This is a genomic window from Companilactobacillus bobalius (assembly GCF_002179915.1).
GTDB lineage: Bacteria > Bacillota > Bacilli > Lactobacillales > Lactobacillaceae > Companilactobacillus > Companilactobacillus bobalius.
In genome coordinates this window covers 136406-159696 of sequence record NZ_MYFM01000006.1, presented here as the reverse complement: position 1 = coordinate 159696, position 23291 = coordinate 136406, and the positions used below count along the sequence as shown (strand labels likewise).

The 23291-nt window shown below is 36.2% G+C and carries 18 protein-coding genes and 1 pseudogene; 9 read left to right on the top strand and 10 right to left on the bottom strand.

Translation table 11 applies throughout. From position 1 onward, the window contains the following. Positions 1-263: 263 nt before the first annotated feature. The gene (locus LKACC16343_RS10105; protein WP_056953367.1) at positions 264-1724 is read right to left on the bottom strand and encodes an APC family permease; all 1461 of its coding nucleotides are present in this window, start codon (positions 1722-1724) and stop codon (positions 264-266) included. Positions 1725-2118: 394 nt separating this feature from the next. Between LKACC16343_RS10105 and LKACC16343_RS10100 the strand changes: the two genes are divergently transcribed. After that, positions 2119-8115 carry a beta strand repeat-containing protein gene (locus tag LKACC16343_RS10100; protein ID WP_087721289.1) on the top strand — a complete coding sequence of 1999 codons (5997 nt, stop codon included), beginning with the start codon at positions 2119-2121 and terminating at the stop codon, positions 8113-8115. Between the two features lie 62 nt (positions 8116-8177). Here LKACC16343_RS10100 and LKACC16343_RS10095 read toward each other — a convergent pair whose 3' ends face one another. Then, positions 8178-9902: a pyruvate oxidase gene (locus tag LKACC16343_RS10095; protein ID WP_056953364.1), complete on the bottom strand. Its 1725-nt coding sequence runs from the start codon at positions 9900-9902 to the stop codon at positions 8178-8180. A 193-nt stretch (positions 9903-10095) separates the two neighbouring features. On the opposite strand from LKACC16343_RS10095, the gene LKACC16343_RS10090 reads away from it, so the two are divergent. Further along, positions 10096-10617 (top strand): DUF308 domain-containing protein, encoded by a 522-nt coding sequence (locus LKACC16343_RS10090; RefSeq protein WP_056953362.1) that lies wholly within the window; start codon positions 10096-10098, stop codon positions 10615-10617. A gap of 1 nt (position 10618) precedes the next feature. Here the strand turns inward: LKACC16343_RS10090 and LKACC16343_RS10085 are convergent, their stop codons facing one another. After that, positions 10619-10987 (bottom strand): PaaI family thioesterase, encoded by a 369-nt coding sequence (locus tag LKACC16343_RS10085; protein WP_054643558.1) that lies wholly within the window; start codon positions 10985-10987, stop codon positions 10619-10621. Positions 10988-11100: 113 nt separating this feature from the next. On the opposite strand from LKACC16343_RS10085, the gene LKACC16343_RS10080 reads away from it, so the two are divergent. From LKACC16343_RS10080 to LKACC16343_RS10070, 3 genes and pseudogenes are all read left to right on the top strand, one after another. Next, positions 11101-12555, top strand: coding sequence for an AMP-binding protein (locus LKACC16343_RS10080; RefSeq protein WP_056953359.1), 1455 nt, complete (start codon positions 11101-11103; stop codon positions 12553-12555). Positions 12556-12744: 189 nt separating this feature from the next. After that, positions 12745-13170, top strand: coding sequence for a MarR family winged helix-turn-helix transcriptional regulator (locus LKACC16343_RS10075; RefSeq protein WP_056953357.1), 426 nt, complete (start codon positions 12745-12747; stop codon positions 13168-13170). Further along, positions 13170-14557: pseudogene (locus LKACC16343_RS10070) on the top strand (MDR family MFS transporter). The gene LKACC16343_RS10075 and the pseudogene LKACC16343_RS10070 overlap by 1 nt, the downstream one beginning before the upstream one ends. Here LKACC16343_RS10070 and LKACC16343_RS10065 read toward each other — a convergent pair. The 3 genes from LKACC16343_RS10065 to LKACC16343_RS10055 all read right to left on the bottom strand — a co-directional run bounded on the left by LKACC16343_RS10065 (position 14545) and on the right by LKACC16343_RS10055 (position 17097). Then, a complete protein-coding gene (locus tag LKACC16343_RS10065) occupies positions 14545-15297 on the bottom strand; it encodes an alpha/beta fold hydrolase (RefSeq protein ID WP_056953355.1) in 753 nt (250 codons plus the stop codon). The pseudogene LKACC16343_RS10070 and the gene LKACC16343_RS10065 overlap by 13 nt on opposite strands. Before the next feature lie 75 nt (positions 15298-15372). Beyond that, positions 15373-15648, bottom strand: a complete 276-nt coding sequence (locus LKACC16343_RS10060; protein ID WP_143444241.1) for a hypothetical protein — start codon at positions 15646-15648, stop codon at positions 15373-15375. A gap of 1170 nt (positions 15649-16818) precedes the next feature. After that, complete coding sequence (locus LKACC16343_RS10055) at positions 16819-17097, bottom strand: hypothetical protein (protein ID WP_054643555.1); 279 nt, start codon at positions 17095-17097, stop codon at positions 16819-16821. Positions 17098-17199: 102 nt separating this feature from the next. Here LKACC16343_RS10055 and proB point away from each other — a divergent pair, with 102 nt between their 5' ends. The 4 genes from proB (at position 17200) to LKACC16343_RS10035 (ending at position 20337) form a co-directional block, all read left to right on the top strand. Further along, positions 17200-18012: a glutamate 5-kinase gene (gene proB, locus LKACC16343_RS10050; protein ID WP_056953352.1), complete on the top strand. Its 813-nt coding sequence runs from the start codon at positions 17200-17202 to the stop codon at positions 18010-18012. A gap of 16 nt (positions 18013-18028) precedes the next feature. Beyond that, a complete protein-coding gene (locus LKACC16343_RS10045) occupies positions 18029-18454 on the top strand; it encodes a MarR family winged helix-turn-helix transcriptional regulator (RefSeq protein WP_056953350.1) in 426 nt (141 codons plus the stop codon). A gap of 184 nt (positions 18455-18638) precedes the next feature. Further along, complete coding sequence (locus LKACC16343_RS10040) at positions 18639-19886, top strand: glutamate-5-semialdehyde dehydrogenase (protein ID WP_056953348.1); 1248 nt, start codon at positions 18639-18641, stop codon at positions 19884-19886. Then, positions 19867-20337, top strand: coding sequence for a GNAT family N-acetyltransferase (locus LKACC16343_RS10035; protein ID WP_056953346.1), 471 nt, complete (start codon positions 19867-19869; stop codon positions 20335-20337). Before LKACC16343_RS10040 ends, LKACC16343_RS10035 begins: the two co-directional genes overlap by 20 nt. Before the next feature lie 16 nt (positions 20338-20353). Here the strand turns inward: LKACC16343_RS10035 and LKACC16343_RS10030 are convergent, their stop codons facing one another. From LKACC16343_RS10030 to LKACC16343_RS10020, 4 genes are all read right to left on the bottom strand, one after another. After that, positions 20354-21334: a hypothetical protein gene (locus tag LKACC16343_RS10030; protein WP_156638763.1), complete on the bottom strand. Its 981-nt coding sequence runs from the start codon at positions 21332-21334 to the stop codon at positions 20354-20356. A gap of 32 nt (positions 21335-21366) precedes the next feature. Beyond that, positions 21367-21504 carry a hypothetical protein gene (locus tag LKACC16343_RS14340; protein WP_156638762.1) on the bottom strand — a complete coding sequence of 46 codons (138 nt, stop codon included), beginning with the start codon at positions 21502-21504 and terminating at the stop codon, positions 21367-21369. Between the two features lie 105 nt (positions 21505-21609). Continuing rightward, a complete protein-coding gene (locus LKACC16343_RS10025) occupies positions 21610-22032 on the bottom strand; it encodes a hypothetical protein (protein ID WP_056953341.1) in 423 nt (140 codons plus the stop codon). A 70-nt stretch (positions 22033-22102) separates the two neighbouring features. Continuing rightward, a complete protein-coding gene (locus tag LKACC16343_RS10020; protein ID WP_056953339.1) occupies positions 22103-23047 on the bottom strand; it encodes a D-2-hydroxyacid dehydrogenase in 945 nt (314 codons plus the stop codon). Positions 23048-23291 lie beyond the last annotated feature (244 nt).

Below are 23291 nucleotides of genomic sequence, written 5' to 3'. Positions count from 1 at the left end.
TCTGAAAAAGTGACACACTAAATGTTTATTATTTTCGATAATTATTGCAATTGGCATAATTTTTTTAATTATAGATATTGATAACTATATGTTTCGAAAGATATATTTGAAATTATACATTTTGTATAACAAATTTGATTGAAATTTGACTTTATTTTTGCTTGGTCACTTGTTATACTGAGTATACAAAATTATTACTCGAACCCAGCGATGGATTGGATGATCGACAATCGTTCGGGCGAGAAACAAAAAGAAGTTGCCATTTACTTGGCAGCTTCTTTTTGTTTCTCTTGAGACTTTTTACCTAACGTTGAATGTCTCATTCCATAGGCAAAGTAAATAACTAAACCAATAGCAAACCAACCGCCAGCATAAAGTTTTGCTTGAATATCTAGTCCCCAAAAAACAATTAGTGAACCTAGAAAACCTAAAGCTGGCAAAATTGGATAGAACGGCATTTTAAAATCAGGATTCTGAATATCCTTACCTTCCCTTTTTCTCAATGGATAGATTCCCAAAGAAACGAACATGAAGGCTATCAAAGTACCAGCTGAAATCAATTGTGCTAAGAAAGCAAAGGGACAAACAGCACCTAAAACAATGGCAACAATTGATAAAACTAATAAGGCATTGTTAGGAAGTTTCTTCTGATTAAGTTTACCTAACCACTTAGGCAACATCCCATCACGACCAAAGGAATAAATTAGACGTGAACCTGCCAGCATCATACCAATCAACGCTGTAAACATACCGACAACCGCAATGGCTTGAATTACACTAGCTACCAACGGATGACCGGCTTGGCGTAATGCCCAACCAACTGGTTCCGCATTATTAATGTATGAAGAATATTTAAACATTCCTACTAAAACTAACGCTACAGCGATAAACAAAGTTACCGCAATCAACAATGAACCTAAAATACCACGTGGCATCGTCTTGCCTGGATCTTTGGCTTCAGCCGAATTGGCCGCAATCGAATCAAATCCAATATAGGATAAGAAAATCATTGAAACACCGGCATAGATTCCTTGCCAACCACCAAAAGCAGTTCCATCACTATTCAAATGGTACTTAGGAATAAATGGTACATAATTTTCAATATGAATTGCTGTTAGTCCAACAACAATAAAAGCTAAAATCGCTAAAACTTTTAAAACAACTAAAATATTTTCAACTCGAGCAGCACCACTAACTCCATGAGAAAGTAGCCATGCCACGGCCGCAATTACGATAACCGCGACTAAATCCAAAACTCCACCGTTACTACCTAAAGTATTAGCAATTGCATTGGGGAAGTGAATCCCAATCGGTTCCAGTAGTCCACGGAAATTAGCTGACAGCCCCGAACCAACAAATGCTAAAGCAATGAAATACTCCGCTAACAGTGCCCAACCAGCAATCCAGCCGAAGAATTCTCCGAACATAACATTAATCCATGAATAAGCTGAACCCGCAAATGGCATTGCTGCCGCCATTTCAGCATAGGCAAACGCTACTAATCCGGCTACAACAGCCGCAATTATAAATGAAAAAACAACTGATGGCCCTGTATGTTGAGCCGCAACAACCCCTGGCAAAGTAAAGATAGAAGTTGAAACAATCGTCCCCACTCCCAAAGCCAAGAAATCCTTAACAGTTAAAACTCTCACTAAATGTGAATCTTTATCTTCATAAATACTCGGATCTTCTTTTAGGGTCAAACGCCTAAAAAGGTTTCTCATATAAACATCCCTTCTTACAAGAAATCTTGTATTGAATAATTCAGATTACTATTTTATATAATTCGTCTTATTTTAATGTTTTTTTAATTTACTTGCAAGACTTTTATAAAGGCTGGAAGCACTATCAAGACTGGAAAGTTTGAATTTTCAATATATATCCTAGCCATATGTTTTTTCGATAAATTAGATCCGCATTAATCCTGTATATACCATTATATATAAATGATTTATTTTTATCACAAATATAATTTTTTCATTAATACTTTTGTTGACGATAAATGTTCCATTTTTGTTAAGAATTGTTTATCATTTCTGAAATATTATAAAAATAGTAGAGAACTATAATCAATACCGTGATGTTTTATATTCTTTATAGAATAAAGGGGTAATAATTATGAGATTTCAACAATTAAAGCACGATCCAAATACTATCGAGAAAAAGCGTCTCGTTAAATCAAAGAAGAACTGGGTTGTTCTTAGTAGCCTTTCAATCGCAGGGGGATTGTTTCTACTAAGCGCACCAAGTGTTTTGGTTAAAGCTGATACAACTAATGACCAAGTACAAACAACTTTGACTGCCAAAGCCCCTTCGACGGAAACTCAATCAGCCACAGATAAACTTGCTGCAGTTGCCAACACTACTACTGACAACACAGCCAAAAAAACAGCAACAGATCAAACCGCTGCTGTATCTAAGCCAACTGATACTCCGGTAAGTTCAACTACTGATACAAAAGAATCAGGAGCTGTTGAAACACAAACAGTTACTCCTGAAACAGGTACAACTTCAACTGATAGTACGCAGGCAGACACTTCAAATGCCGATACTACTAATGAAAATGTCAATTCTAAAACTAGTTCTGACACAACCACAACCGAATCCAAAGACACTCCTGTAGCTGAAAAAACTTTAGCTACTAATTTGGCGATTTCAAAAACCAAATTAGCCAATTTAGGTGTTAAGGCAGAACTTCTTTCAATTACACCAGAAGCTACCACCTTACCTGATGGAAATATCGCTGAAAGTACCCAAGGAACTACCCCTTGGTACATTTCTACTGATGGCGTTCTTCATCTTGGTACAGCATCATCCACAACTGCTTTAGCTGACAATACTGCAACTACAACTAACAAGACTAGTGAATCAACTGATAAAACATCTACCGGCAGTTCAACTACTGGTACTACAACTGAATCAACTACCCCAACTTCTCCATGGGCAACTAATGCTGACAGTATCAATACCATTATTTTTGATGGTAAAGTTACAGCCGCTACTGATATGAACCATATGTTTGCTAACCTTACTAATTTGAAGAGTATTAAAAACATCGATAATCTTGATGTTTCTGATACAGAAAATACTTCTGGTATGTTTGCTAATGATACTAATTTAGTTGATGCAACAAATGCAGGGGAAACACATACTGCCGACAATCAAAAACTGAATCTTTCATCTCTTAATTTGTTCTTTGTAAAAAATTCAAGCAAAATGTTTTTAAACGACAGCTCTGTCACTGAAATTGACCTACCTGCTGATCAATATTCAACTTTTGCTCAATCTACTGATGATTCCTATATGTTTAAAAATGATATTAATCTTAAAACTGTTAACCTTGCCAACTGGCAATTCCGTAACCACAAAGACTTAACTGGTATGTTTCAAAATGATGCTAATTTAACCAATCTTGATTTAAGTACATGGGATATGACCAGAAGCCCTGTTCCTAATGAAACTGGAGATTCTTCCATAGGTCAGGGAATGTTTGATGGTACTAACTTAAATAAAATCACATTATCCAAATACAATCGTTTTAAGAGTTATACTGATCTACCTTCTAAAGCTTCCAATCACTGGTACGACAGCAACAATAATATAAAATTTTCAACTTTAGCTGCCAATGATAACGGACAAACTCTTGGAACCCTATTTACTGATACAGTTCCCGCTGTTTCAAAAATCAATTTGGTTCCTAACCCAGATGAAACTGTCACAATTATTAACGCCACAATGTCAATTCCTTCTAACCTTGGTAATCAAAATGTTACTGTCCAGGGAACCCTTAACAGTGCAGTTACTGATGTCAAAGTTCCTCAATTACCCGGATACAAATCTGATATTTCTAAAGTTAATGGAACAATCATTAACGACACCACTGCCACAACTAACTATTACATTACTTATACAGGCAATCCTGTTAATACATGGACCGCTTCCGTAAAATTACCAGATGGTTCAACAAAGGAAATTACTGGTACTAAAAATGATGCTGGTGAAAATCCACGAGTCGGTGACAAAGTTACTTTTAATACTCCAACCGTTGCTGGATATGATGTCACTTCAAGCACTATAACTGGGACTATTAATTCCAAAGGTGATGTTGATGTTGATTTTGACAATCCAACTTATTCACGAAAACAATACACTAATACTGTAACCATAAAGTCTAATTTCCCTGATCAAACTGTCAGTGTCACTGGTCCTGTTGGGCCGGTTAAAATTGATGTTCCTAAGGCAGATGGTTACACAGCAAGTCCCTCTCAAATTACTGGTACTATTAATTCTGATGGAACTATTACCTTAGATCCAAATCAGGACATTACTTATACGGGTAACCCAGTAACTAGTGCTTCTGCAACAATCAAAGCAACTCAAAATGGCACTACGAAGCTACCAGATATTTCTGTTGCCGGAATTTCTGGTAATGTCGGCGACACTGTTGATGTCAAAGTTCCAACTAAAGAAGGTTATACTAGCCCCGAATCTGTTAAAGGTATTATCCAACCTGACGGTAAAACAGTTTTAGTTAAAGAACCAGTCAACTATGTTGGCGTTGCATATACAGACTCGCCAGCTACAATTAAATCTAATCTCGGTGATCAGCATGTTGATCATCTTAGCGGTAAAGTTGGTGAAACTGTGACTGTCAACGTTCCTAACGTTGAGGGATATACAGCAGACAAATCTACAGTTACTGGACTTATGAACCCAGGTGGTTCCATCACTTCTACGGATGTCGTAACTTACACCCCTAAAAAGATAGATACCGGTACTGCTACCATCAATACGTCTAAAGGTAATAAAGTTATTTCTGGTTTAACTGGTACCGTTGATGAAAAAGGCGGAGTAACTATCAAGGTCCCCGACGTTCAAGGATATACTCCTGATAAATCTACTATCACTGGTACTATGAATCCTAATGGAACCGTTACTCCTAACGAAACTGTTAATTACACTCCTAACAATATTAAAGATGTCACAACTACCATCAGTACATCAAAGGGTGATAAAACTGTTTCCGGCTTAACCGGTACCGTTGATGAAAAAGGTGGAGTAACTATCAAGGTCCCCGACGTTCAAGGATATACTCCTGATAAATCTACTATCACTGGTACTATGAATCCTAATGGAACCGTTACTCCTAATGAAACTGTTACCTACACTCCTAACGATATTAAGGATGTTTCAACTACCATCAGTACTTCCAAGGGTGATAAAACTGTTTCCGGCTTAACCGGTACTGTTGACAAAAAAGACGGGGTAACTATTACGGTGCCCGATGTTCAAGGTTATACTCCTGATAAGTCTACTATCACTGGTACTATGAACCCTGACGGAACTGTTACTACTAATGAAACCGTTAACTACACTCCTAACAATATTAAAGACGCTTCAACTACTATCAGCACATCCAAGGGTAATAAAACTGTTTCCGGCTTAACCGGTACCGTTGACAAAAAAGACGGAGTAACTATTAAAGTTCCTGATGTCCAAGGCTATACTCCTGATAAGTCTACTATCACTGGTACCATGAATCCTGATGGAACTGTTACTCCTAGCGAAACCGTCAACTACACTCCAAATACTGTTAATAATGGTAAAATCACTATCAGTACACCTAATGGGAATAAAACTATTTCTAACTTAACTGGTACTGTTGACGATAAGAATGGTGTAAATATCAAGGTTCCTGACGTTCAGGGCTATACTCCTGATAAATCTACTATCACTGGTACCATGAATCCTGATGGAACCGTTACTACTGATGAAAAAGTTAACTACACTCCAAAGGATATTAAAGGTGCCTCAACTACTATTAGCACACCTAAAGGTAGTCAAACAATTTCAGGTTTAACTGGTACTGTTGATGAAAAAGGTGGAGTAACTATCACGGTACCCGACGTTCAAGGTTATACCCCTGATAAATCTACTATCACTGGTACTATGAATCCTGATGGAACTGTCACACCTAACGAAACTGTTAATTACACACCAAACAATATTAAAGATGTCACAACTACCATCAGTACTTCCAAGGGTGATAAAACTGTTTCCGGCTTAACCGGTACCGTTGACAAAAAAGACGGGGTAACCATTAAAGTTCCCGATGTTCAAGGTTATACTCCTGATAAATCTACTATCACTGGTACTATGAATCCTGATGGAACCGTTACTACTAATGAAACTGTTAACTACACTCCTAACAATATTAAAGATGTCACAACCATCATCAGTACTTCCAAGGGTGATAAAACTGTTACAGGACTAAATGGAGTCGTTGATGCCAAAAACGGAGTAACTATTACGGTGCCCGACGTTCAAGGTTATACCCCTGATAAATCCACTATCACTGGTACTATGAATCCCGACGGAACTGTCACACCTAATGAAACTGTTAACTACATTCCTAATAATATTAAAGACGCCTCAACTACTATCAATACACCTAAAGGTAGTAAAACAATTTCAGGTTTAAACGGTACTGTTGATAAAAAAGGTGGCGTAAGTATTAAGGTACCTAACGTTCAAGGTTATACTCCTGATAAATCTACTATCACTGGCACCATGAATCCTGATGGAACTGTTACTCCTGATGAAAAAGTAAACTACACACCAAACGATATTAAAGATGTCACAGCTACTATTAGTACATCTAAAGGTAATAAAACTGTTTCTGGTTTAACTGGTATTGTCGATGATAAAAATGGAGTAACCATTAAAGTTCCCGACGTTCCAGGCTATACCCCTGACAAACCTACTATTACTGGTACTATGAATCCTGATGGAACTGTCACACCTAGCGAAACTGTCAATTACACTCCTAATGCTGTTAATAACGGTAAAATCACTATCAGTACACCCGATGGTGATAAAACTATCACTAATTTAACTGGTACAGTCGACAACAAGAATGGTGTAACTATCAAGGTTCCTGATGTTCAAGGCTATACTCCTGATAAATCTACTATCACTGGTACTATGAATCCTGATGGAACCGTCACTCCTAATGAAAAAGTTACTTACACTGGTAATCCAGTTAACAATCAATCCTTAAATATTCCTACAACCAAGGATTCTAAAGATGCTACCCAAACAATTACTGGCTTAAGCGGTAAGGTCGGAGATACCTTAGAAGTTGTCGTACCAAAAATTGATGGTTACAGCTCAAATGTCAGAACAGTTAAAGCCATTATCAATCCCGATGGCAGCATTACTACTGCTGATAAGGTCATTTACACAAAGATTCTTTCAAATAACAGTAATTCAAACGTTACTGGTAACGAAACCACTCTTGAAATGAAATATCAGACAATTTCTACCTACGCTGACAAACCAGATGTTCAAGTTTATGGACTTGATTCTGACAATACAATGACAGCAATCAAAGGTCGTATCCTCCCTCATCACACTAATTGGAAGAGCGATGCCGTTATCACAATCGACGGAACAACTTATTATCGCGTTGCTACTAACGAATTCGTCAAAACTATTCAAGCCTATCCATACGAAGCTTTGAATTTGTACATCAGAACTTACAATGACTCTGCTAAACCACTTTACAGAGCTGAAGAAGATTTGATTGCTAATAAGACATTAGCTCCAAGTTCAAGCTGGATCACTGATCGAAAGGCTTACTTCATTAATGGTGAAAAATATTATCGTGTTGCTACTAATGAATTTGTTAAGGCCACTGATGTTTATGTATATTCACCAGTTAAGATGACCGTGGCAGCTCATTCTGATTCAAGTAAGAAAGTTTATGATGCTAAAGGTCAATTAGTCGAAAACTACGTCCTCAATGCCAATTCTAATTGGAAAGCTGACAGTATTGCTTATATCAATGGTGATAAATACTATCGTGTCGCTACTAACAAGTTTGTCAAAGCCGATGACGTTTATGTTTACACACCAGCCAAGTTGGTTGTTACAACTCATGCCGATTCAGCTAAAAATGTTTATAACGACAAAGGTCAACTAGTTAAGGAACGCACTCTTGGTGCTAGTTCTAATTGGTTAGTCGATGCCACTACTTACATTAATGGTGTAAAGTACTATCGTGTCGCTACTGATGAATTTGTTAAAGCTGATGATGTTGATATCAGACGTTAATAACTAGATACACAAAAACCCGCGAATCTAAAAAAGATTGGCGGGTTTTTTGTATCTCAATTTTATAAGAATGAACGTAAAATTTCTTTCATTGGTGGTAATTCTGGCAAGCTCTTCTTATCAACAACGTGACCAAAACCAAATTTAGCATAGCCTTGGGCTTCATCCATCATAATTTTACCAGGAAGTGGAGCCTCATCATTAACTGCTACATCCAAAAGAACTGGTTTTTCAGGGTTACGATACTTGGCAATTGCTTCAGAGAACTGTTCATCAGTTGTGATTCTCTCACCGATACCGCCACAAGCTTCAGCAAACTTGGCAAAATCAATATTTGGCAAACTGATACCATAATTCTGTTGCCCAGCTGACTGTTGTTCATATTCGATAAAGGCTAGTAGTTTGTTATTCAAGACCACAAATAGCATTGGCAATTTATATCTCACTGCTGTTGCAAAGTCCTGCATTACCATTGAAAAGGCACCATCACCGGCAATCGCATAAACTGGTCGATCAGGCATATCCATCTTGGCGGCAATCGCGCCTGGCAAAGCACAGCCCATCGTCCCTAACCAAGCTGAAATAGTATACATCTGACTAGATTTAGCGGTTAAGAATCTAGCACCAAAAGCTGTCGAAGTACCAACATCAATCGACCATACAGTATCTCGAGGAGCACTCTTACTAAGATTATGGAACATTAATGACGGTAAGACACCATCGTGTTTCTTGGAATAAACATCATGCATCCAACTGTGCCACTGGCCAATCTTTGCAACTGCTAGATCCAAGAAATGACGTTCCTTAACTGGTTCACCTAATTCATTCCAGCGACTCAAGACTTCTTTGGTATCACCTTGAATAGCTAAATTGACGTGACGACGTTTACCTAAGCGATCGGCATTGATATCAACTTGAATAGCATCAACTTTCTTATTTAAATATGGTGCATAAGGATAGTCTGTACCCAGCATAATTACCAAATCAGCCTTTTGCATCATTTCAAAAGCCGGTTTAGTCCCCAATTTACCTAACTGACCTAAGTTATAAGGATGGTCATCGTCTACCATCCCTTTGGCAGGCATTGTCAAAATAATTGGCAGTTTATATTTTTCAATGAATTCTTTTGTTTCAGCTTTAGCATCTTTGATACCAACACCAGCTAAAACAATCGGATTAGAGTGAATTTTCATCATTTCCACGGCTTGCTTAATCTGATCATCATTAACTTTGTAGTCATCTAACTTGAAATTATCAACATTAGGAGTGAAATTATCCTTAATCATATGTGCTGGAATGTCATCTGGAATTGTCAAAACAGCAACACCCTTTTTAGCAATAGCTGTTCTAATAGCTTCATCCATGATTCTTGGCAGTGATTGTGGATCCATGATAATTTTGTTGTAAACGGCAACATCTTCAAACAAAACATGCGTATCAACTTCTTGGAAGAAATCAGTATTCAATAGTTTCGATTGAACTTGTCCTAAAATTGCTAGAACAGGCGCATGATCCATCTTAGCGTCATACAAACCATTTAACAGATGAATAGCTCCTGGTCCACCAATCGACAAACAAACACCTAACTTACCTGTTAATTTAGCATGTGCGGCAGCCGACAAGGCAGCCACTTCTTCATGCAAAACATGTGTAAATTTAATCTTATCCTGTGAACGATACAAAGCATCAATTGTCGTATCAACGGAATCACCTGGTATTCCGTAAATATTATCGACACCCCATTTTTCTAAAACTTCGACCATTTTATCAGATGCACGAACACTCATAGTTGTCCCTCCTAGTATCAGTTACTTATACCGTACCATAATAATTTCACAATAGAAGCAATATGCTCACGTCCTGATATATCAATTTATTTATATTTTGATAACTCAGATTGTGAACACATTATTTATGAGTAATTCTATTTTTTCTATTTTCTGTTATCATATATTTAGACATTTCTAGGGGGATCACAATATGGTTAAGCAATTCCAGCTTTATCGTTGGTTGCGTTTCATTTTTTTACTAGTGGCAGGTATTCTAATTGTCATTGCACCAATCAAGAGTTTTGATATCATCATCTACATCGTTTCTACTTACATCGCCATCTATGGTGTTCTATCAATTATCGACGGTTTAAGTATTCGTAAAAGTACAGGGGAAAACAATATTGCTATTGGATTAGGTGTCGGCGCTTTATTCTTGGCCTTAGGGGTTTTACTATTTGCACGTTTTTTTGTTAATTTGGTACCTCCCGTTTTAGGTATCATCTTGTTAGTGAATGGTATCAATCAATTCCGAGATTCTCACGAGATGACAAAAAGGGTTCAGATAACACCCTACTTGGACTATTTTTACTCAGCCCTTCTAATGCTTGCAGGTATTGTGTTTATTCTGAACCCTTCTAAAACAATTATATTCATTTATCAATTATTCGGATTAAGCCTAGTTGTATTGGCCTTTTTCGAAATTATAAATTCCAGAATCTATCGTCATTAAGTTAGATCTGGATTTTTTTTAAGGTAATAGTACTCAAACTATTTGTAATAGCGCTGTTGTCATAATGAATCGTGGCTTGCCACGTTTGAATATTACTACCATTTCTAATTGAGATTGCTTCTACTTGAATTTTGCCGATTTTCAATGAATTGAGGTTATGAAGCGATACACTCAAAATAGCAGCCGTATCATTGTTTTCCATATTCAAATTAGCCCCAATACTAGCAGCCGTTTCTGACAACATAGCATTGATACTGCCAGCCTTTTTTTCTTCCATTTGTAGATGTTCGTCGTTGATATCCATCTGCAAAACCACTTTATGTTTTCCTTCTTCAACTACTTCAATTCCCAAATCATTTAGCAAACTCATTTTTTACCTCAATTTTTTTCATAATTAGTTAAAATTTTATTCTTCAAATGTTTTACAATCAAGTTATAGCAATTTTAATAATATCAAATTACTAAAGGAAAAGAGGTCACATTTTGGAAAATTGGTTAGTCAAACGTGCAAAATTAGATCCAGATAAGGTGGCTTTAATCCTAGAACATGCGGATTTCACCTTCAAAGAACTAAATGTGTGTGTTCAATTATTTGCTAGCAAATTATTTACCAGCGGAATTCGCAAAAATGATCCCGTAGCATTATTTTCCGATAATTGTTTCAACGGTTACGTTGCCATTCTAGCACTTCAACAATTAGGTGCACGGACAATCATGCTTGATACCGAGCTTTCCTTTGATTCATTGAATTATCAAATTCACGATTGCAAGCCCAAAACTATCCTGATCAGTGACTCTGCTTCCACAGAAGAGATTACCAAAGTGGACTGGTCACAGACCTTAATGTCCGATATTTTGAGCCTTAACAAAAGTGCTGACTACACGCCGGTTTCCGAATTCGACGATAATCAGGTTGCTGTTATTCTCTATACTCCTAATGATAACAATGATATCGGTGTTATGCTGACTTATGGCAATTTTTTCTTCTCTGCTATGGGAACTTCTTTGAGTTTAGGCATTACCAAACAAGATATTTGGGTTCTAACACTACCAATTTTCAATGCTCCCGGTTTTTCAATCATTATGCGTTCATTGATTTATGGTATTGGCGTTTATTTAATTGATGGTTTTGATATTAGTCAGATAAATAAAGTTCTTATCAATGAAAGAGCCACAATAATCTCACTTACGCCACCAATGTTGCGAGATTTGTTAAACACTTTACCCAAAGGCAAAAGCTACAATTCTAAATTCCGTTGTGTTTTCCTAGGTTATGGTTTAGTCGATAACTGGACTATCTTGCGTTGTAACATGCTCGACATCCCCGTATTGCAATCATATGGCATGACTGACACCACTTCTAATATTGCCGCCTTAAGTTTCAACGATGCTGAGGCTAAAACTGGATCCTGTGGACAACCATTTTTCACGGAACAAATAAGAATTACCGATATCAATCAAGATAATATCGGCTGTATTGAGGTTAAATCACCCACTATTGCTATTGGTTATTTGAATAAACGTCAACTATACCAATCACGTTTCACCAAAGATGGCTTCTTCAAAACTGGCGATATGGGTTATTTGGACGAAGACAATTTTCTTTACCTCAAGGGTCGCAAGTCGGAATTGATCTATCGTGGTAACAAAATTATTTATCCACGTGAAATTGAAAATATTTATCGCAGTATCAACGGTATTGTCGATATTTGTATCGTCGGAATTGATAATAATTTAGAAAACCAAGTCCCAGTAGCCTACATCGAATTAAAGCAGAACGCCTATCTCAGTGGTGCTACCCTGGAAGAATTTGGTCGTCACAATTTAATCGACTATCAAGTCCCAACTGAATTCCGTTTAGTCGAGAAAATTCCTAAGACTACCAGTGGAAAGATTTTACATACTAAGCTATTCGAAATGAAGTATAAAATTTTATAGAAATTAATAACAAAATCCTGTTAAGGCCGATTATACATAAGCCTAACAGGATTTTTTCTTAATAGTATTCGTTCGAGACCAATCGTACTTGTTGTGTAAGATGGCATTTTTCATATTGCATTCAAAAAAACATCGTAGTAAGATAATTAATCGTTAGACATCTAACATTTATTTTAAAGAGGTTAACTTATGACGTCAAAAAATACCAATACATTACTAAAAATTGCATCCACTCAATTGTCCCGACGCTTCGATGCTTTTGCCAAAGACTACGATATGACTTGGGTTCAAATGTCGATCATTGACTTTCTCAGTCACAATAAAGACAGAGAACTATTTCAACGCGATATAGAGGAAGAATTCTTTATCCAACGTTCAACGGCCACGATTGCCTTACAACGAATGGAAAAAAAAGATTTGATTTATCGAAAACCTTCAACTCAAGATGCTCGCCAAAAATCAGTCTATCTAACTGACAAAGCACATGCACTCGAAAGGAAAATCAGTGACTACATGATTCATCAACAGCAAATATTAGAGAAAAATTTTACTACTGAGGAATTAACCATTGTTGAGAAATTTCTTAAATTCCAAGCTTTTCAGGAGGAAAAATAATGGAAAATCAAGAAAAGATACCACTAAAAGTTCTGCTGGCAGTCATTGCGGCAGGGCTAATGTCATTTTGTGGGGTTATCGTTGAAACTTCAATGAACATAGCCTTCCCTACTTTGATGAAAGAATTCAACATCAACACTTCAACTGTTCAATGGATGACTACCATCTATCTGTTAGTCGTTGCCATCATCGTTCCCTTATCTTCATTTTTTAAACGCAATTTTAAAACTAAAACTTTATTTATCTATGCAAACCTCTTCTTCATTCTTGGGGTTTTAATTGACGCCATAGCCCCTATCTTCCCTGCACTTCTTTTAGGACGTGTTATTCAAGGATTAGGAACAGGAATTGCTTTACCCTTAATGTTCAATATCATTTTAGAAAATGTTCCCGAAAGTAAAATCGGTCTGATGATGGGCTTAGGTACCTTAATCACAGCTGTAGCTCCCGCTATTGGTCCTACTTTCGGTGGCCTAGTCGTCAGTTCATTCGGTTGGCGTTATATTTTTGTCATCTTACTACCAGTATTAATTATTTCTTTCTTTTTAGGTATTAAAAACATTAATCAAAAGAGTCCTTTGCAAAAGTCTAAATTTGATTTGCCGAGTTTAATTGCTTTGATTCTAACTTTTACTGGCCTTATCTTTGGTTTCAGTAACATGAGCCAAATGAATTTAACTGTTATCTTAGCCTTTGTTATTGGAATTATCGGTTTAATTTGGTTCATCCTTCGCTCCAACAGTCTTAGTGAACCATTGTTGAATTTAGGTGTCCTCAAAAATCACATTTTTAGTGGTCACCTATTCAGTTCTTCCTATTTCAGATCTTGTCTCTAGGTTTTGCCTTTATACTGCCAAACTATATTCAGTTGGTTAACGGTAATAACGCCACCGTTGCCGGTTTAGCCGTTTTACCTGCCGGAGTTGTCGGCGCTATTTTAGCTCCTTTAGGTGGAAAAATTTTGGACGAGGTTGGCGCCAGAATTCCAATTTTATCCGGTGTAACTCTGGCTAATATTTCATTGATTATCTTTACAATTTTCAGTCTGAAGTTAAGTAACACAATGATTATTTGGTTCTACATTATCTACATGTTAGGTATGGGTATGTCGTTCGGTAACATTATGACTGACGGTCTCAAATATCTTTCCAACAACGATCAAGCTGACGGTAACGCCTTATTCAACACCTTACAACAGTTTGCTGGAGCTACTGGTACTTCAATTGTTTCCGCCATTATCGCTCAAAGTCAAAATAACACTCATTTGAGTACTGCAACATCAACTGCCATTGGTACTCAACATGCATTTATCGTTTTAGTCATCTTAGGACTAATCAATCTTGGTATCCTATTTATCTTCGTTCCTAAAGCAAATCACTCTAAATAGTACTCAAAAAAATTAGCAATCTTATCCATCAATCTTGGTTCCACTAAATGCCCTGCTCTGTACCCAGTAATAAAGGCTACTTGCTCACCATAAGTTTTTCCTTGCAAATTATCGAAGAAATCTTTTGACATCCGATATGGAATTCGTGGATCTTTAGTCCCATGCCAAAATAAGACTGGACGGCGATTGATTTTTTCAGGCCGACTATTGAGATCGTAATTACCGATCCAAGCTACCAATTTATCAAAATCAGCTGGCATATATAAATTACGTTTTTGGGCATCATCAATAATCAATTGAGCATAACCTTTTAAATTAGGTGTGCCCATGATTACTGTAGCAGCGGTGATTTCTGGATGTTGCGTCAATAAAGCCGCCGTAGTGATACCGCCCATCGAGTAACCACCAACACCGATCTTTTGATCTTTTATCAAATCACTTTTTTGATAGTACTGGCAAATTAGCGAGAATTCACTGAGATTGCCTTGAATACTGTTCCAGAAAGTCACTGAAGGTACCGAGGAAACATCCGCATGACGTTCTCCATGATTAGGTGCATCAGGTAAAACAACTCGAATATTTTTCTGCGCTAATTTTCTGGCCTGTGTCAAAACTTGTTCTTTGGCTGAACGCCAACCGTGATAAAAAACTACTAGTGGCAAAGGTTCATTAATTAGTTCTTCTTGTATGACTTCTAATGTTGGCACATCTTGGATAGATCTAGGAATTATTTTTAGCATTTTCACACCTCATGACCATAATATTATCGCATCAAGCACAAAAAAAGTAGGAATACAGAATATTCCTACTTTATATTATATATACGGTAAATTACGATTTTTAATTTTGAATAATAATTCCTCTACATCACGATTGTGACGATGACCCGTGTTGATATCATATTCAATCAAATCACGTCGAAAGTTATTTAACTCGTCTTCCAAACTGTCATTATACTCTAGTAATTCTAGGTGCTTGAACACTAGTCTTATTAATGATCCTTCACGACCCAAGTTAAAAGATCCAACAGACTCCTCTACTGATCGAATAAAGTTATCACGTTCCACGCTAGAAATGCGTACTTCTTTCAAAGTCATACCACCCTTCTCTATAAGATATCCTCAATATGCAATAATCTCTCTTTATCAATGTCCATTATGTATCACAATGTCACTGATGTGCTTCCAGTTTTATATAAAATACTTATACTTTTCTGAACAAGTTATATAATATCAGTATTCTACACGTACTTAGAGTATGACATTCAATGTATCCTCTGTCATTGATGTCATCAAATACAACAAAATAGTGTATTTAATTTATGAATCTTTTTAAAATCTTGTTTTTTTGCTCAAATTATTTTCCTGAATTGTAGAAATAAATTTATATCAGACTTATAATTAATTTGGTTATATAGGCGAGATGTATTAACCTAACAATGTTTCATTGTTATCCTTTTAGAGTAGTACTCCTTCTCAACTGCTTAGGAATCAGGGTTAGTGGTAGGCTCTGGTTTAAATTTCTCGCAAAAATAAAGGCTAGTGGTAGGCCTTTATTTTTTTTGCTCTAAAGCGCATGAACATTGGTTAATACCAATTCTCGAAAATAAAGTTTACAAATATAGACTTATCAGCTTCTATTTAAAACTAAAACCAAGAAATTGCAAGCCTACATTTGTAAATTACGTTTTTCTTATTAATTTTATGTGAAATATGCCGTCTTCCGCAACAAATCCAATTGGTCTGGAACGCTGTGGACACAGATTTGAGCTAATTGAAGTTCACAATTATCTCAAATACTGGTCTTGTCCTAAGTGGGAAACCCACTAAGGACAATTTCACAGCTGAGACCAATTGGATTTGTTACTCCAGACTAGTAAACGTATTCTATGTATTGTTTCTTTTCTAAATTTTTGAAATAACTGATAAAAAATAGCAGTATTTATTCATAGTTTTCAATACACTTAAGTGTACTAATCCCATAAAATAGATACTGCTTTTAATTCATCTAACGAATAGCTATTTATTATTTACCCCGAAATAAATAATAAGAATAGGATCTAGCCCGAAACAAAAATCGGAAATGCATTCAGCTATGAGATTATTGTTAACGGCTTTGCCGTTTACAATAAGGCCGGACTTGAAGATCCATTATTTTGCACGAAGTGTGAAATAATTAGCTTCAAGCCGTGCCCATAGCGTTCCAATGCATTCCCGATTTTTGTGGAGGGCGGCATCTTAAACTCACCCTTAAAATACTATTTAATTTTTATTATATTCAGGATCATCCAAATCCCGTTCAATATCTACACCATATAACTTATTAACAGCTGAATCCTTAGGAGCTGGATGAACAACTACTATTGCAATAGCGCCCTTACTACTTACATAACCAACAAAGGTGGTTACTTCTTCTACATAATAGGCCAAACCATCTGTATGAATGATATATTGTCCAGCAACGGGCATACTTTCAATGTAAACTTTATTCATGCGGATATAGTCGTCGCCTTCGTGAAGCACGATTAATACTTTATACAATTTAAATACACCCTTTTCTTATTTCACTTCTTGCCTTAGCATAATAATATTAGTGTTAAATAGTCAACAAACTTAATCAATTATTTTTAGAGGATGGAAAAAATGCAAAATAAGCGCCAAATTTATGGTGATCGAATCGTAGTCAAAGTTGGTACTAGTACTCTGATTCGTCAAAACAGCAAAATCAACTTAGAAGTTATTAAAGAACTAGCTCATGTACTTAGCACTTTAAAAAAAGATGGTAAAGATGTCGTTCTTGTTTCATCTGGAGCTATTGGTGTCGGTATGGGGGTACTGGGAATCGATAAGCGTCCTATCAAAATTTCCAAACAACAAGCTGTTGCCGCTGTTGGACAAGCAGAATTGATGCAGATTTACAATGAAGCCTTTCACGAATATGGAATGTCAGTCGCCCAAATGTTGATTACTCGTGATATAATCGATTATCCCGAAAGTCATACTAATGTGATGAACAGTTTCCAAGAATTGATGTCAATGGACAATGCCATCCCTATCGTCAACGAAAATGATACTGTAACTGTTTCTGAATTGGATCATCACACTAAATTTGGTGATAACGACCAATTGTCGGCTATCGTAACTAATTTAGTCGATGCTGATTTATTAATCATGTTATCAGATATTGATGGTTTCTATTCAGCTAATCCACTCAAAGTTCCTGATGCTCATTTAATCGACAGTATCAACAAAATCAATCCTGATATTATTGCCGCTGCTGGTGGTCACGGAACTAAATATGGAACTGGTGGTATGACAACTAAACTAAAAGCCGCAGAATTAATTTTGAAACATAATCAACAGATGGTTCTTACAAATGGTAAAAATCCTGATGTTATTTTCAATATTCTTTCCGGCGATGCAGTTGGGACTCTCTTCTCCAAAAACATTCAATGACCTACAGGAGGAAAATATGAACAACGAATACCCTATTGCCAAAGCTATCGTTACTTTGATTACTAGTTACAAGAATCTCGCTACTAAAAGAATTCGACCTTTGGGACTCTACCCTGGTCAGGATATGATTCTACTGGAATTATTCAAAAATAATAATGTTTCACAAAATAAATTAGTCACTACTTTATGTGTCGACCACTCAACTATTGCCAAATCAATCAACCGTATGACTAAAGCTGGCTTGGTAACAACTTCTAAATCTAAAGAAGATAAACGTATAACACTCGTTAGCTTAACTAACAGTGGTACTGAAATGGCAAAAAAACTACACGCTATTCTTTTGGAAGCTGAAAAAAGTACCACTGAAGGTTTAAGTACTGAGGAACAACGTCTCTTCTTAGAAATGATTGGCAAGATTAGTCAAAATATTAATAACAGTTAAATATGTTGACAGCCACATAAAATAGAGTAGAATACTAATTACGTTGACAACAACACAACGCAAAAAAATTAAAATTACTTAGACAAGAAAGTAGTGGACATTGGTCCACTATTTTTTTGCGTAACTACTTTTTCCAATAACTGATATACTTAAAACATTAGAAAGCGTTTTAGGAGTGAAAATAATGACTAATCTCGAAGAAATGGGCCAAAAAGCCCAAGATGCTGCCTTTGAATTAGGACAACTAGGTTCCAAAGAAAAAAATACAGCCCTTTTGACTATGGCCGACAGTCTAGTATTGAATACTAAGGAAATTGTCGCTGCTAACAAAGAGGACTATGACAAAGCTAAGGAGAACGGTACTAAAAAAGCGATGCTTGATCGTTTGTTGCTTACACCTGATCGTATCAATGATATGGCTAACGGCTTACGTCAAGTTGTCGAACTACCTGACCCCATTGGCAAAGTTGATCGTGGCTGGCAAACAACTAGCGGGCTCGACATTACTCAAGAGCGTGTCCCCTTAGGTGTTATTGGAATGATTTACGAAGCTCGTCCTAACGTTACCGTTGATGCCGCCGGCTTATGTTTTAAAGCCGGTAATGCTGTTATTTTGCGTGGTGGTAAGGAAGCTATCAATTCCAACATTGCTCTCTCAGAAACTTTACGTCATGCCCTTCAAAAAGTCGGTATTAACCAAGATGCTGTTCAATTGATCGATGATGTTAGTCATGAAACAGCTCAAAAAATGATGGAATTGAACCAATACATTGATGTCTTGATTCCTCGTGGTAGTGGTAAATTTATCAAGATGGTCGTCGACAAAGCTAAAGTTCCGATTATTGAAACCGGTGCTGGTAATTGCCATATCTATGTTGATAAGGATGCCGATTTGGACAAAGCTCTTAAGATTATCATCAATGCCAAAGTTCAGCGCCCTTCCGTTTGCAATGCCGCTGAAAAAGTAATTTTACATCGCGACATTGCTAATCAATTTTTGCCTGAACTTTTTGATGCTTTAAGAGCTAATAGTGTTGAAGTCCGTGGCGACACTTTATCTAAAGCTATCGTACCTGATATTGTGCCTGCTACTGAAGAAGATTGGGGTACCGAATACGACGACTATATTATTGCCATTAAAATTGTCGATTCAATTGACGATGCTATCAAACACATCAACAAATACAACACTAAGCATAGCGAATCAATTATTACCGAAAACTATAGTAGCAGTCGCCAATTCATGAAACAAATTGATGCCGCAGTTGTTTACACTAACGCCTCAACTCGTTTCACTGATGGGCAACAATTCGGTTTCGGTGCTGAAATTGGTATTAGTACTCAAAAGCTACACGCTAGAGGTCCCATGGGTGCCAACGAACTAACAACAACAAAGTATCTGGTACAAGGCGATGGACAAATCAGAAAATAAAATTCAACCTATCAAACAAATCACCGATAAACACAGGCAACTATTTTTAGAGGCCGATCCGTCTCAAGAAATAATTAAAAGCTATTTACCACGAGCCTATAAATTTGAATTAGTCTGTGGAAAAGATTTATTGGGCGTGGTTTTACTGTTAGACACTCACCCAAAAACAGTGGAAATTGTGAATATTGCTGTGGATGGAAAACATCGTAATCATGGTCTAGGCGAGTATCTAATTAACTTTACTTGTGATTGGGCTAAGAAACACAATTACAAGACAATTGAAATTGGAACTGGTAGCACTAGTTTTGCACAACTCTACCTTTATCAAAAATGCGGTTTTCGAGTTGTTAACATTGATAACAATTTTTTTGTTGATAACTATTCCGAACCAATCATCGAAAATAAATTAGTTTTAAAAGATATGATTAGACTCAAAAAGGTACTTCCGTGAACGGAAGTACCTTTTTTTAGTTACGATATTGTGCAGCTATAGTTTCAGTGTTCTTTCTGGTTTCGTTCATAACACTAATTTGATATGCTTCCATAGTAGTTTGAACAGTATTCCAGTAATTAATGGCATCGGTTTGACGATGTGTTTCTTGGGCTACGTTATTTAACATTTCATTATTCTTCTTAAGTTCTGATGTTACCTTACTTGTGGCACTTCTAATTTCTTGTGTAATTTCTGAAGTCGCATTTTTAATTGCATCAGTAAGAGTATCTTTCATTTCTTCAATTTTTTGATTTTGACCCACATATCTCAGGGCTTTTTCCCAAGTGGGAACTCCCTCTAATAGGGTTTTATATATTTCAAAAAAGTAATGCATATTATCAGTCGCCGTTTTAGGAAAATATACAATGTTTTGTCGAATAACTTCACTATAATAACTTAATTTATATTCTGCCTGGTTTTTATCAAGCTTGACTTGATCTGTAAAAGCCGAATAAATTGGTGTCAAACTTGAATCATATTTAAATTTTTCTTTCAAAGTAGTATCACTGCAGTCATGATCTTGACAATATTTCTTATCAGCATTTAGGATGCTATTCTTTTTTGAAACTATTAAATGATTTTTTAAACTTGCAATCGGTTGAGAAATTCTATATCCACGTTTGGCAAAAGAATGGAAAATAATTCCCAGAATTAAAAGAGGTATTCCCAGAATACGTGTAATTGGAATTATCCACATAATAATACCTAATACAATAGCTCTATTAGAAAATGTTCTTCGGAAATAATCAATCGGTTTAGTCTGTGGCAACATTCCATTATGCTTAGCACAATATGCTTCTTCATTAGGATGACGACATACATATGCAAAATCCTCATATCGACCATCAATTTGATCTACTTTTTGATTGAACGACTCTGTATATTGATTGACATCTTGAATAAATTCTTTGCCTAATTGTTCCAATTCTAATTTGGCTCCAATTAGAGATTTCATGTGTCCTACAAGTTCTTTCAAGGGCATTTGATTCAATCTTTCAGTGTCATCAAAAGACCAATCATAGTTGTAATTACCCATCTTCGATCATTTTCAAATGACTTAGCTTCATTCATGGCTGCCTCAGCATCCTCTATAGTACTAGCCGTATATTCAACATTTTCTTTCATATTTAAACCCTCCACTTAATATCTAGGGCAATTATATGAAATCAATGTGTCACCATATGACATTGAGACAAAATCAAACAAAAAAGCCCATAAAATTATGGACTTTTAATTTTTCTTAGATAGCGTAACTGAGTGCTTAATAAATTTATAGATATGTAAATCCTTAGCAATCAACAGTATGTCACCCACCATTACAGCTACAACAATGACGGATAAAAAGATAATCTGCCCAAATGATGATGCATCCAATTGAAAACCTTGGAATCTCAAATCGGTCAACACTGCATAGACGATATAACCGATAATCAAAAATTCAATAAATTCGAAGGGTCCTTGAAATCGGGCTCCAAAGCGCTGATCTAGTTTTCTATCTAACGTACTTAGTTTTTCATCAGAAAAGAAAGATAATTCTATTATCGTGTTCCTCATGTTTAAAATTATTTCCAAAAGTAAAAGTAAGAGCCAAAACAAGAAAATCGACATGAATCCTATAAAATAGTCACTAGATAACATTATTTTTCCTTTCATATATCTAACTCAATTTTAAATACTTCTGTCGAATTTCTCAAGTTACTTTCACTTTGTAAACGAAAACATATTAATAACCTAGTGAGTAATTGACCACATTTTCAACAACTTCACCATTTTCAACGTATGACTTAAGATTACGTTTGAAAATATCAAAGGCACGTTCTTCATAATGAACGCTCATTCCTGCATCATGTGGCGTGATAATAACGTTCTTCATATCCCAAAGTGGACTGTCACTTGGTAATGGCTCTGGTGTAGTTACATCCAAAGCAGCACCAGCAATAGCTTCATCATTCAAAGCCTCAACCAAATCATCCATATTAGTTGTCTTGCCACGACCAATATTAATGTAATAAGCCTTCTTAGACATAGCATCGAATAAATCTTTATTGAAGATACCTAAAGTTTCGTCTGTGTCTGGTAAGGCATTGATCACAAAGTGAACTTCATTGATTCTGTTAGAAAGTTCTGACATAGGAATCATTTCATCGATATATTCGGCTGGTTTATCACTGTGACGAACACCGATAGTCTTCATACCCAAAGCCTTGGCGTATTTAGCAATCAGAGTTCCAATATGACCAACACCGACAATCATGACAGTCTTGTTATAAACTTCGTCATAACCTTCATCATGCTTCCACTCTCTTGCATCTTGATGTCTTGCTGTCAAATTCATGCGACGAACAAACATTAACATATAAGCCAAAGTTTGTTCCGCAATATTAATTGCATTAGCACCTGATCCATTAGTTAAAATAACGCCTTTACTATTTAATTCAGGTAATGGCAGTGCATCAACACCTGCACGGACAACTTGAATCCAATTTAAAGTATCGCTTTTAACTACGGCGTCCTTCAAAGTATTGGACCAATCATAAAGTACTTCCACACCATCAAAATCTTCTGGTGTCACCTGTTTGGGAGATACAACTTGTAAATCAATATTAGAAATTGATTCGATCTTCTCTCGTTGTTTTTTGGTTAAATTAACTAAACTAAGAACTTTCATCTTTCTACCTCATTTTTAATTTTAGGTTATGCTCCTACTATATAGCAAAAACTACCCAATATTTAATTGTTTGTCAAAAAATATTCGGAATGTATGATACAATATTACACGTTGCTCATTATTTGATTTATTTTACTATTTGTGTTAGTGATGGTTGCCCCGTATTGGTGGGACAATTTTTTTATGTTAATTTGCACTCTTGAAAGACAAATTAGAGCGAATTACAAACGATTGACCCATTTTT